Raw genomic sequence first — 12,121 nt, 5'->3', positions numbered from 1 at the left:
GCGGGCAATCTCGGTCTGGTTCGGGTGGCAATCGGACATTTACAGGATGGTATGATCGGTAAAACCGCCTTATCCGAAATGGATGACCCAGCTTGATCGATTCGAGATAAAGATACTTCGCGAGATGCAGCGCGATGCGACGCAGACCACCGCGCAGATCGCCGAGCGCGTCGGGCTGTCGGTGTCGCCATGCTGGCGGCGGATCGACCGGCTGCAGCGCGAGGGCTTCATCCGCAAGCAGGTCGCGATCCTCGATCGGCGCAAGGTCGGGCTCAATGCGCACGTTTTTGCGCAGGTGAAGCTCAACGCGCATGGCCGCGCCAATCTCGACGAGTTCAGCGCCGCGATCCAGGGCTTCCCCGAGGTGATGGACGCCTATGTGCTGATGGGCACCACCGATTTCATGCTGCGCATCGTGACCGCCGATATCGACGCCTATGAGCGGTTCTTCTTCGACCAGCTGAGCAAACTGCCCGGCGTACAGGAAATCAACTCCACCGTGGCGTTATCTGAGATCAAGTCGACGACCGAATTGCCGCTTCAACAGACGCTGTGACACGACGGCCAGCTGACTTCTCGGCCTTTGGGCGTTGAGTAATCGTAAAAACGCCCGCCGTTCGGCACATCATAGGGGAACGGCAGCTTTGTCCACACTTCGATCCAGGTAACCTTCGATACCTATGGCCATCTGTTTCTAGACGCATCGCGTGACGCAGCCACTGCTGACGCGATGACACGGCTATGCTCGATGCTGCATGAATGCGACAAACGACCGAGCAACGTTAGATAACCGTCTCTCTGAGCGGACTTTCACTCCGTTAAGCGAGGTTCGAATCCTTGGGGGGCATCCAAAACTCTCTGTCTATCTCGAGATATCACGGGCAAATCACCGTCTCTGCGGCGAGGCTTGCGCCACCGGCGGATTGCCACGCATTTCATGCGGCATTCGCGGCGCAACATCTGGATACCGACAGAACCGCGCAGCCAAAGTGCAGCCTGACATTCGGCGGACGCGCGATTCGCGGCCCGGGCCATATCCGACTATCGGTCATCCGGGTCGGCACGGGTGCCCTCTTGCCCGGGTGCTGCGAGCAAGGCAGCATTCAATGACCCGATCCGTCAAGCCGAGGTGTTCATGAAAGCTGCCGTCCCCGCTCTTTTCGCCGTTGCGCTTGCAGCATTGGTGCCGCTGACCCAAGCGCCCGTGGCGGTCGCCGCGCCGGCGGCAAGCGAGGCGGCGCAGGGCAAGCGTCTGTTTCTGCGTTGTTCGGCCTGTCATGCCGTGACCGCATCCGCGCCGGCCAAGGTCGGTCCGCATCTACAGGGCATCGTCGGGCGCAAGGCGGGCGCGGTGAAGGGCTTTGGCTATTCGCCCGCGATGCGGTCGTCCGCGGCGGTGTGGAACGAGGCCACGCTCGATGCCTGGCTGCAGCGGCCGCAGGCGGTGGTGCCCGGTACCTCGATGGCCTTTGCCGGCCTGTCCAAGCCCGCGGACCGCAAGGCGTTGATCGCCTATCTCAAAAAGCCGGTTCCTTGATCGCCCTTCCGGCCTGATCCGATGGGCCGCACGCTTTACGCCAAGCTCTGGGACAGCCATCTCGTGCGCGCAGAGGAAGGCGGCGAAGACCTCATCTACATCGACCGGCAGCTGGTGCACGAGGTCAGCAGCCCGCAGGCGTTTCGCGCGCTGGCCGACGCCGGACGGCGGCTCAGGCGACCCGAAACGCATCTCGCGGTCGCAGACCATGCGGTACCGACCCGGGCCCGCAGCATCAGTGGGCATTCGGGCGCAGATCCGGTGGCCGCGGCGCAGATCGCCGAGCTGGAAACCAACGCGTCCGACTTTGGCGTGCGCTATCATCCGCTGGACGGTGCGGGGCACGGAATCGTACACGTGATCGGGCCTGAACAGGGCTTTACCCTGCCCGGAATCACTCTGGTCTGCGGCGACAGCCATACCACCACGCACGGCGCGTTCGGCGCGCTCGCCTTCGGGATCGGCGCGAGCGAATGCGGCACGGTGATGGCCACGCAATGCCTGGCGCAGAAGCGCGCGGCGACGATGCGGGTGGAACTGCAGGGCACGCTGCCCGCCTGGACCTGGGCCAAGGATATCGCGCTCGCGCTGATCGCGCAGATCGGCGCGCAGGGTGCGCGGGGCTTTGCGGTGGAATATGCAGGCCCCACCATCGCCGCGCTCGACATGGCGGGGCGGATGACATTGTGCAACATGACGATCGAGGCGGGGAGCCGGATCGGGCTGATCGCGCCCGATGCCACGACCTTTGCCTATCTCAAGGGCCGCCCCGGAGCGCCGCAGGGCGCCAACTGGGACCGCGCGGTCGCCTTCTGGCGGACACTGTCGAGCGATCGCGATACGGCATATGACCGGGTGGTGACGATGGATGTCTCGGCGCTGGCGCCGCATGTCACCTGGGGCACCAGCCCCGATCAGGGTGCGCCGGTGACCGGCCGTGTCCCCGATCCTGACGACGCCGAGCCGCAGCTGCAGGCGCAGATCCGCCGTGCGCTTGGCTATATGGATCTGACGCCGGGCATGGCGCTGACCGACATTGCCATCGACCGCGTGTTCATCGGATCGTGCACCAACGCGCGGATCGAGGACCTGCGCATCGCCGCGCGGGTCGCAGCGGGGCGCAGGGTCGCAAGCGGCGTGCGCGCGATGGTGGTGCCGGGGTCGGCAGCGACCCGGCGCCAGGCCGAAGCCGAAGGGCTGGCCGATATCTTCCGCGCCGCCGGGTTCGAATGGCGTGATGCGGGGTGCTCGATGTGCGTGGCGATGAACGACGACCGTCTCGCTGCCGGCGAGCGCTGCGCCTCGACCAGCAACCGCAATTTCGAGGGGCGCCAGGGGCAGGGCGGGCGTACCCATCTGATGAGCCCGGCGAGCGCGGTTGCCGCAGCCGTCACCGGGCGGATCGCCGATGTCCGCGTGCTGATGGCCGGGGCAGACTGAGGCGATGCACCCCTTCACCCGCCTGACCGGATTGGCCGCGAGCCTGGCCGAGGACAATGTCGATACCGACGTCATCTATCCTGCCCGGTTCCTGACGATCACCGCGCGCGAGGGGCTGGGCGACTATGCCTTTGCTGATCGCGCGTTCAGGCCCGGAGGAGCGCCGGTGCTGGTCGCGGGCGCGAATTTCGGCTGCGGGTCGAGCCGCGAGCAGGCGGTCTGGGCGCTGCTGGGCTGCGGCGTGCGCTGCATCATCGCGGCGAGCTTCGGCGAGATCTTCGCGGGCAACTGCATCCGCAACGGGGTGCTGCCGGTGACGCTGGACGCGGCCCAAGTTGCGGTGCTGCACCGCGCGGCGGACGCGGGCGCGACCTTCACGATCGATCTGCACGCCTGCACGCTGCAGGCGGGCGATACGCCGGTCATCGGCTTTGCCATCCCCGAACCCCAGCGCCAGGCGCTGCTCAACGGCTGGGACGAGACATCTGCCATCCTGGCGCGCGATGGTGCGCTGATCGATGCGTTCGAGCAGCGCCAGCGCGGCGAACAGGCCTGGCTTTATCCCCCGGCAGGCTGACCGGGCTCAGTCCGCGCCCTTGCCCCATTGGCGTTCGAACGCCCACACATCCTCGAACCCGATCAGCGAGCAGAATTCGCTGAAGCTGAACAGGCCTTCGGGCTGGCCGATCCCTTTCGTCTTCAAGTCGACCAGTGCCTTTTCCATCGCGGCGGCCGCCGCGAGCGAGGTCAGCGAGGGATAGATCGCAAAGGCATAGCCGATCTGCGCCAGCACATCGGCCACCGGCACCGGGCTCGATCCGCCGTTCGACATGTTCGCCATCATCGGCAGATCGAACGCGGCGCAGGCGCGCGCCATCTCCTCCTCGCTCTCCAGTGCCTCGGGGAAGAGCACGTCCGCGCCGGCCCTGGCATAGGCCTCGATCCGCCGCATCGCGCCGTCAAACCCCTCGCTCTGCCGCGCGTCGGTACGCGCGATGACCAGGAAGTTGCGCTTGTCCTCGCGCGCGGCGCAGGCAACCTTGATCTTCTCGACCATCTCCTCGACCGGGATCACCCGGCGAAAGGGGGTGTGGCCGCATTTCTTGGGAAATTCCTGATCCTCGATCTGGATCGCGGTGACACCCGCGGCCTCATAGCCACGCACGGTGTGGTGGACGTTGAGCAGCCCGCCATAGCCGGTGTCGCCATCGGCGATCACCGCAGCGTTGCTGGTGCGCACCAGCGTCGCCATGCGTTCGCGCATCTCGGTATAGGTGACGATCCCCGCATCGGGCAGCCCGTGGGCGGAGGCGGTGAGCCAGTATCCGGTGCCATAAACCAGATCGAACCCGACCTTGTTGGCCACCACGGCGGCGATCATGTCCTGGATACCCGGCACGACGAAAAAGGTGCCGGAATCGAGCTTGGTGCGCAAAACGGGGTTGGCCATCAAGGTGGTCCTTTCCTGGGATCAGCTGTGCCTGCGCGATGCATCGGAGATGCGATGCCACCCCTCGCGGCGTGCGCGAATATCCGCCATGCGGTCTTACCCGCGCAGAAGGCGGCGGCTAATGACCGACAGGCGGATAGTTGGCCGAGGTGGATTTGCATGAATGGAGGGGTTCATGCGCTCATTGCCCTGTCAGGAGCAAGCCAGTCCTCGCAACGAGACGGGCAGCGATATTCGATCCGGGCGCCATGGCGCGGCGCAAGACGGAAAAAAGGGAAAGTCACCCGGCCAGGTGTCACATTTGGGGGATATGAAATCATGAAGGCTTTGCGTGCTTCGGGCTTTGCCCGTTCGGTTCTGTTCACTGGCGTTGCCCTGGGCAGCATCACCGCCGCCGCCCCGCTCGCCGCGCAGGAGACCGTGGCAGAGGACGATGGCGACCGCTCCGAGATCGTCGTCACCGCGCGCAGGCGCGACGAGGACATCCAGTCGGTTCCGATCTCGATCAACGCCTATTCGGCCGAGGATCTGGCAGAACGCAACATTCAGACGCTGGCGGACCTGGGCAATTCGACGCCGGGCATCGTGATGAACAGCATCGCGGGCGGCAACACCCAGACGATCTACATTCGCGGCCTGGCGCCGGGCAACACCGCCAACGACCTCAATGTCGAGGCCAATGTCGGCGTGTTCATCGACGGCATCTACCAGACCAGCCGCAACACCATCGACATGATCTCGGTGCTCGATGTCGGCCAGATCGAAATCGCCAAGGGCCCACAGAGCGCGCTGTTCGGCCGCTCGACCTTTGCCGGCGCGATGGCGATCAGCACCGGCAAGCCGACCGATGACCTTTCGGGCAGCCTGCAGGTGACCGCGGGCATCGACGAGGATTACCGCATCCGCGGGGCGATCTCGCTGCCGATCTCGGACACGCTCAAGGCCCGCATCGCGGGCGGATACGTCACCTATGACGGCTTTGGCACCAACGCGGCCGCGCGCGGCGACAATCTGGGCGGGTTCGAGAAATATGCCGTCACCGGCGCACTCGAGTTCAAGCCGAGCGAGAATTTCCGCGCGCTGCTGTCGGGTTTCTACACCCATTCCGAAGCGGAAGTGTCGCCGGTTTATGGCTTGCCGATCCGCAACCTCAACTGCGGCAACGTCAATGCGGCGACCGGTCTGCCTTTGCTGTTCTGCGGCGAGCTCGCGCCGCAAAGGGTCAGCGATGTCTCCCCGCGCCTCAAGGACACGGTCGCCAAGAACACGCAGGTCTCGCTGACGCTTGAAGGCCGCATCGCCGGCGTCAAGGCGACCAGCATCACCGGCCTGACCTGGGCCGACAACCGCGGCACCAGCGATTACGACCTGACTTCGGGCGGGACGCAGTTCGGCGTCTGCACCCTGGGCAACGCCACCAACGCCAGCTGCGGCACCAATTTTCTCGCTGCGCCTTATTCGCGTCTGACCCGCGTCAACTTCTCGATCGGAACGGTCGAGCGGGTGCGCACCTTCAGCCAGGAAATCCGCATCCAGTCGGACAATGAATCGCCCTTCCAGTGGATTGTCGGCGGCTATTACTTCAACTCGCGCATTCCGCTTGCCGCTGGCGGCCTGGGCGCGGACGGAGCCGGGCTGGCGGCGAACGAGCGGCTGATCCAGGTGTCGCAGCTCACCACGCCCGCAGCGACCGGCGTGGGCCCCTATGACTTCACCGGCAACCTGTTCCTCGTCCCCGACAGCAATTCCGGCCAGGTGTTCGGCAACTATTCGTCCGCGAGCACCAAGACCTTCTCGATCTTCGGCGCGCTCGGCTATGAGTTCGGCGATTTGCGCTTCAACGCCGAGGGCCGCTACAATTCGGACGTGAAGCAGGCGCAGGTCTTCTCGATCCTGAACCCCACCTCCGCGCCGCGGGTGAACCAGCCGATCAAAGGGACCACCATTCCGGCCGCTGGGACATTCCCGACCGCCGGTCCCCGGTTCAAGCGCACCTTCAACAGCTTCACCCCGCGCTTCACGCTGGACTATCGCCCGGCCGAGGACATCCTGCTCTATGCCTCTGCCGCCAAGGGCGTGCGCTCGGGCGGCTTCAACACCGCCAACCCGGTCAGCGCGACCGGCATTCTGGCGAGCGAAGTGCCCTATGAGGAAGAAACCAACTGGACCTATGAAGCAGGCTTCAAGAGCCAGCTGTTCGAGCGGCGGCTGACGCTCAACGGCGCGTTCTTCTATGTCGACTGGAAGGACGCCCAGATCTCGGCGTTCACCCAGAACCCGACCGCGGTGAACCCGGTGCGCATCGTCCAGAATGCCGGCGCGCTGCGCGCCAAGGGTTTCGAAATGCTCGCCGAGTTCGACGTCACCGACATGTTCGCGATCGGCGGCAGCTTCATCTATTCGGATCCCAAGTTCCGCCCCGGCGCCTATGACGGCTCGCAGATCCCGCAGTGCCGCACGGGCACCACGCCTGCGACCTTCGGCAACGCCAATGGCTGCCCGCCGATCATCGCGGTGCCCACCGCCAATGGCGGTACGCAGTTCGTGCCCACGCTCGAGGGACTGCGCCCGACGCGGTCGGTGAAGGTGCAGTGGAATGTGCACGCCACCGCCGACATTCCGCTGTCGGACGACTGGGCACTGCGCGGCCGCGTCGATGTCAACCACACCGGCCCGGCCTTCAACAACCTGATCAACACGATCGGCTTTGGCGAGCGCACGCTGGTCAATGCGCGGCTGGCGGTCGAAAGCGACCGGTTCAGCATTGCGCTGTGGGGCAACAACCTGTTCGACAAGGCCTATGTCCAGAACTCGATCAACCAGCCCCGCGCCGGTTTCCCCGCCGCCTTCTCGATCCCGGAAATCTATCTGGGCGAGGGCCGCAGGATCGGTATCACCGCGGGCATGAAGTTCTGATAGCAATGCGGGGCGTGGTCCGTAGCGGAGCACGCCCCGCCGTATCGCCAACGCCATCGCCAAGCCGCGGCGCAGCACCCACAAGGACCCAAGCCATGATCCGTCGCCGTGAAGCCCTTGCCGGAATGATGGCCACCGGCGCAGCGCTCGCGGTGCCGGGTCCGCTGCGTGCGGCGTCGGCTGCTGCGCCGTCGTCGCTCGATGTCACCAGCATGGCGGGACGCCAGCGCACCTTCCTGATGATGCGCGGCGCGCTCGACGAGGATCTCGTCACAAACTGGGTGCAGGCGAATTATTACGGCGTGGTCGAGGACCGGATGCAGCCGCTGTTCAACGTGGTTTCCGCAGTGTTCTCGCGCACCCGCGCGCTGGCCGATGGCGCGTACCAGCAGGTGACCTTCGAGCTGGCCTGGTTCACCGACATCGCGACCGGCAAGGCGCTGGATACCTTTCGCAACCCCTATACCAACAAGGACTGCAAGATCCCGAGCGGCGGCTTCGCGCCGTCTTCGACGCGGTTCGACAAGGACCTGTCGTTCCATCTGCCCAAGGAGATGCCTGGGCTCCAGCTCGAGCACGAGGTGCTTCCCATCGTGACCCGCGGCAACGATGTCTGGGTGACCGAGCGCATCCGTTCCGCGGCGAGCTTTCCCGGCGCCGCCAGGCCGTTCCGCTACTCGGACAGCACGGTGATGCACGCTCAGGCCAGCGACTTGCAAAGGCCGGGTGCCACCCGCGTGACCTCGAACGTCAGCTACACCAATGTCGTATCGTGGAGGCCCTGGCTGGAGATGGGCGACCATCCCGGCCATCTGACCGCCAGCGGCGTTGGCCGCCAGAACGCCACCCGCGATTCGATGCCGCCGGCCTGGCTGGAAGCGACCGAAGCGCGGCGGCCGGATGTGTTCAAGGACCCGGCCGCGCTGCTCGCGCCGTTGTGGGACGCGAAAGCCTGATCAGCGCCGCAGCGCCCTGATCCGCCGGGCGATGGCGAGGTCTGGCACGGTGTCCAGCCTGCGAAATGCCAGACGTGACGTGCCGGCAGCGCCCGGCTTTAGGAGATGCCGTTTGTCCAGAACCCGACCAAGATGGATCCGGAACCTCCTGTTTGCCGGAGCCTGCCTGGGCCTGGCAAACCCCTTGGCTGCCCAGAGCCGGATGCCGCCCGCCGACCCGCAACTCGGCGATGGGGGCACGGGAGCGTTCTACCAGTGGGACGGGGATGTTCCGACGGGAGCCCCCCGGATTGTCCGGCGAGAGGCCATGGCGCCCGATAAGGCGCTGGCTCAAGCTGGATCGAGTGAAAGGGTTCTGTACACCAGCCGCGGCGGGCCGGACGGCACACGGTCGATCGTCGTGTCCGGCGGTGTCTACCTGCCCCCGGGTCTCCCCCCGCGCGGTGGGTGGCCGGTGATCGCCTGGGCGCACGGCACGGTCGGATTCCCCGACATCTGTGCGCCCAGCTTCAACGGTTGGTCCGCGCGGGACACAGCCTATCTCAACACCTGGCTGCAACAGGGTTACGCTGTCGTCGCCACCGATTATGAGGGTCTGGGAACCAATGGTGCCCACCCCTACATGATGAGCCGGTCGGAAGGACAGGGCGTGCTGGATGCTGTGCTGGCGGCGCGCAAGCGCTATCCGCTTTCGCGCGACGTCGTCCTCGTCGGTCAATCGCAGGGCGCCCATGCCGCTACCAATGCCGCCCTGATGCAGTCCGTCGTTGCCCGAACGCTCAGGTTGCGGGGTGTCGTCCTGACCGGCTGGCCCGGCTCCATGGATATGTCGGCGCTCGACATGCAGAAGTTCGACGGCTGGGCTGCGCTGTACATGCGATTTTTGCCGACCTATGCCTTTCTGGATGCTGCCGCTCGCCCACAGGCCATGCTGACGCCTGCAGGCCAGGCCCTGTATGAGCGGTTTCGGTCGACATGCGGATCGGACGCGATGCGCCAGTTCATGGTCGACCGGCCCGTCGCAGGCACGTTGTTCAGCCAGGACCCTAGCCCGCTCGAGGCAAACGCCCAGCCTTACCGCGCATACCCGCCACTCAGGTTCAGCGTGCCGGTCTTCGTCGGGATCGGCCTCAGCGACGAGCAGACCGCTCCGCGACAGGCCTTCGATGCTGCCAGAAAGGCCTGTGCGATGGGCTCCAACGTTGCGATCCATTTGTATCCTGGGCAGGGCCATGGCGCGACGGTGGCTAAATCGCAGGAGGATTCGCTACCCTGGGTGCACCATGTCTTCGAGGGCCGCGTGCCGAAGGGTAACTGCGACGAGGCTGTTTTCCCTAGCGCCGCAACGCCTTGATCCGCTGCGCGACGTTCGCCTGGATGTCGGCAAAGAACAGGCCGTATTCGTGATAGTGCAGGCTGCCGCCCGGAAGCGGCTGCAGATCGAGCGCAGGGTCTGCATCGACCACCAGAAAGCCGCTGTCGCATCGCGCGGCGACCTTGCTCCTGACCGCTGCGCGCATCTGCCCCTCGCCGGGTTCGCCGGGTATGGCACCTCTGGACGTTGCGCGGCTTGCGGCGGGTTTCGCCATGTCGAAGGTCAGCGGGTTGATGCACAAGGGTGTCTTGCCCTCCTCTCGGCCATGGATGTGCGCGAACCGTGATCCGGCAAAGCCGCCCAGCATCTTGAGGTCCGCTTGCGGCGACACCGCGTTCCAGGCAAGCACGCAGCCGGTGCGCACCGGAGTGTCGCAGGGCTTGAGCGTGCGATAGCGCGTGCCGAAATAGCCGACCGAAAAATCGATGCCGATCGCATAGGCGGCGACCATCCGCTTTTGCAGCGGCGTGCCGTCGATCCGGTCGGCGAGCAGCCGCATCAGCATCTCGCCGCCCTGGCTGTGGCCTGCCAGGATGAACGGACGGCCTTGGTTGCGGCTGGCCTGCCACTGGTCGAAGGCGGCGAGCACATCGGAATAGGCCAGCGCATAGGCCTTGCCGCCATCGCCTTCCATGAACCGGTCGCGCGTGGCGAGGAACGAGGCTTGGCGATAGCGCGGGGCAAAGACGTTGCAGCAGGCGTTGAACACCGCCGCCTGGCGCGCGATCACGCTGGCATCGGTCCAGGCGTTGACCTTTGCATCGGCAAGGTCGGCGTTCCAGCGGTCGGGGGTGCGAAAGGTCGTCGGGTGGACGTAGAACACGTCGACGCCGCGCAGCTTGCCGGTGGCCGGCTTGCGCCCCTGCGGCACCGTATCGGCAGGTCCGGGCACGCCAGGAAGCGCCGCCCAGGCGCTGTCCGTCGCATAATCCGGAGGCGTGGGTTGCGGCTGGCTGTCGAAGGGCGGCGGCGGGGGCGCGGCCTGCGGCGCCTGCGCTCCGGCCATGCTGCTGGCGAGGGCCGCCAGGGCGCCGATTGCGGTCAAAGTCCTGTTCATCGCTGCATCCCTCGTCGATCCCGTCACCGCATGCTTGCCCAATATCGTCCGCGACGCCAGAAGATGCGCGCACTGTCCGCAGGGCGGACAAGCCGGGGTGGCAAATGGCCAAAACCCGGCTGCGATGATGGGATTGTCCGATGACCCCTTGCCTCACCCGTCGCGGCCTGATCGGCTCTGCCCTCGCGCTCGGCGCGATCGCGCGTGTTCCCGCGCTGGCCCGCGCGTCCGGCCCGGAGGTCATCGACGTGGCGCTGCCGTCGGCGCGGGTGTGCCGCACCTGGCGCTATGATCCTGCGGGGCAGCGCCGCGGCACGATTGTCTTCGGCCATGGCGCAGCCTCGGCCCCCTGGAAGTACGAGGCGCTGTTCGCTCGCTGGACCCAGGCGGGGTACCGCGTGCTCGCGCCGCTGCATGTCGATTCGACCGACCATCCCGACCGCGCCAGCTTTGCCGGGCTGGCGGGCTGGGCGGCACGGATCGAGGATATGCGCGGCCTGACCGCGACCATCGAGAATGCGCAGTATGTCGCCGCCGGGCACAGCTATGGCGCGCTGGGGGCGCTGGCTCTGGGGGGCGCCGAGCCCCTGCTGCCCGAGGGGGTGACGGGACCGCTGCGTGATCCGCGCGCGGTGCTGACGCTCGCCTTCTCGCCGCCCGGGGCGATGGCTCCGCTGATCGATGCCAAAGGCTATTCCGCACTGGCGGTGCCAGTGCTGATCCAGACCGGCACTGCGGACATTCCGCCCGGCGCCGATGGGTGGACCAGCCATCTGCTGGCATTCGAATCCGCGCCCGCAAGGGGCGACCGCTTCGGGCTGGTGCTGGACGGGGTCGACCATTATTTCGGCGGCGCGATCTGCCGGCCGGAGCTGCCGGGGCCCAGGCAGCTTGCCCAGCTCGACCGCGCCGCTGCGCTTTCGCTGCTGATGCTGCAAGGCTGGGCCCAAGGCGACGCTACCGCGCGCGCAGACATGCTCGCTGCTGTCGGCACGCGCCCCGGCGAGACGCTGATGCAGCGTTAGTTCACCGCGATATCGGCGATCGTCGCGCGATAGGCCTCGTCGGTCTCCTGCGCGGCGGCTTCGTTCGCCTCCTTGCGCGCCAGGTAGAACAGGCGGTCGAGGAAATCCTGACGATAGGCCTCGCGCGTCTGCAGCGCCTCTTCGTCAAGCGTCAGCGCGTCGATCCCCTCGGCGAGGTTGATTCCGTGCATCCTGGCGACGCGTTCCTGCGCATCCATCCGGTCGCGCAGCATGCAGACCTCGCCCGCCAGCACCATCACCATCGACATCAGCTGATCGATCCCCGGCCCGGCATAGAATTGCGGGCGCTTGCCCTTGGCGTCCTTGATGACGTGCGGGCGGTCGGCAGTCTGGGTCATGGGTCT

General features: G+C 66.3%; 11 protein-coding genes. 8 read left to right on the top strand and 3 right to left on the bottom strand.

What is annotated here, in order from left to right:
- The first annotated feature begins 82 nt into the window (after positions 1–82).
- From IP68_RS15450 to leuD, 4 genes are all read left to right on the top strand, one after another.
- The gene (locus IP68_RS15450; protein WP_054135912.1) at positions 83–556 is read left to right on the top strand and encodes an Lrp/AsnC family transcriptional regulator; all 474 of its coding nucleotides are present in this window, start codon (positions 83–85) and stop codon (positions 554–556) included.
- Between the two features lie 579 nt (positions 557–1,135).
- Positions 1,136–1,537 carry a cytochrome c family protein gene (locus IP68_RS15445; RefSeq protein ID WP_054135911.1) on the top strand — a complete coding sequence of 134 codons (402 nt, stop codon included), beginning with the start codon at positions 1,136–1,138 and terminating at the stop codon, positions 1,535–1,537.
- Positions 1,538–1,558: 21 nt separating this feature from the next.
- Positions 1,559–2,977, top strand: coding sequence for a 3-isopropylmalate dehydratase large subunit (gene leuC, locus IP68_RS15440; protein ID WP_054135910.1), 1,419 nt, complete (start codon positions 1,559–1,561; stop codon positions 2,975–2,977).
- A gap of 4 nt (positions 2,978–2,981) precedes the next feature.
- On the top strand, positions 2,982–3,554 hold the full coding sequence (leuD, locus tag IP68_RS15435; RefSeq protein ID WP_054135909.1) for a 3-isopropylmalate dehydratase small subunit: 573 nt from the start codon (positions 2,982–2,984) through the stop codon (positions 3,552–3,554).
- A 6-nt stretch (positions 3,555–3,560) separates the two neighbouring features.
- Here leuD and IP68_RS15430 read toward each other — a convergent pair whose 3' ends face one another.
- Positions 3,561–4,427, bottom strand: a complete 867-nt coding sequence (locus IP68_RS15430) for an oxaloacetate decarboxylase (RefSeq protein ID WP_054135908.1) — start codon at positions 4,425–4,427, stop codon at positions 3,561–3,563.
- Between the two features lie 318 nt (positions 4,428–4,745).
- On the opposite strand from IP68_RS15430, the gene IP68_RS15425 reads away from it, so the two are divergent.
- The 3 genes from IP68_RS15425 (at position 4,746) to IP68_RS15415 (ending at position 9,653) form a co-directional block, all read left to right on the top strand.
- Positions 4,746–7,343 (top strand): TonB-dependent receptor, encoded by a 2,598-nt coding sequence (locus IP68_RS15425; RefSeq protein WP_054135907.1) that lies wholly within the window; start codon positions 4,746–4,748, stop codon positions 7,341–7,343.
- A 95-nt stretch (positions 7,344–7,438) separates the two neighbouring features.
- On the top strand, positions 7,439–8,299 hold the full coding sequence (locus IP68_RS15420; RefSeq protein WP_197275825.1) for a DUF1838 family protein: 861 nt from the start codon (positions 7,439–7,441) through the stop codon (positions 8,297–8,299).
- Between the two features lie 184 nt (positions 8,300–8,483).
- Positions 8,484–9,653, top strand: a complete 1,170-nt coding sequence (locus IP68_RS15415; RefSeq protein ID WP_197275824.1) for an alpha/beta fold hydrolase — start codon at positions 8,484–8,486, stop codon at positions 9,651–9,653.
- Here the strand turns inward: IP68_RS15415 and IP68_RS15410 are convergent.
- A complete protein-coding gene (locus IP68_RS15410; RefSeq protein ID WP_054135904.1) occupies positions 9,634–10,731 on the bottom strand; it encodes a DUF3089 domain-containing protein in 1,098 nt (365 codons plus the stop codon). The genes IP68_RS15415 and IP68_RS15410 overlap by 20 nt on opposite strands.
- A 140-nt stretch (positions 10,732–10,871) precedes the next feature.
- On the opposite strand from IP68_RS15410, the gene IP68_RS15405 reads away from it, so the two are divergent.
- On the top strand, positions 10,872–11,756 hold the full coding sequence (locus IP68_RS15405; RefSeq protein ID WP_054135903.1) for an alpha/beta hydrolase: 885 nt from the start codon (positions 10,872–10,874) through the stop codon (positions 11,754–11,756).
- Here the strand turns inward: IP68_RS15405 and IP68_RS15400 are convergent.
- On the bottom strand, positions 11,753–12,115 hold the full coding sequence (locus IP68_RS15400) for a hypothetical protein (RefSeq protein WP_054135902.1): 363 nt from the start codon (positions 12,113–12,115) through the stop codon (positions 11,753–11,755). The two genes, IP68_RS15405 and IP68_RS15400, sit on opposite strands and share 4 nt — an antisense overlap.
- Between the last annotated feature and the right edge of the window lie 6 nt (positions 12,116–12,121).

Source organism: Blastomonas sp. AAP25 (assembly GCF_001295965.1).
GTDB lineage: Bacteria > Pseudomonadota > Alphaproteobacteria > Sphingomonadales > Sphingomonadaceae > Blastomonas > Blastomonas fulva.
The sequence above is the reverse complement of the archived record's forward strand: the minus strand, read 5'-3'. Positions and strand labels throughout refer to the sequence as shown.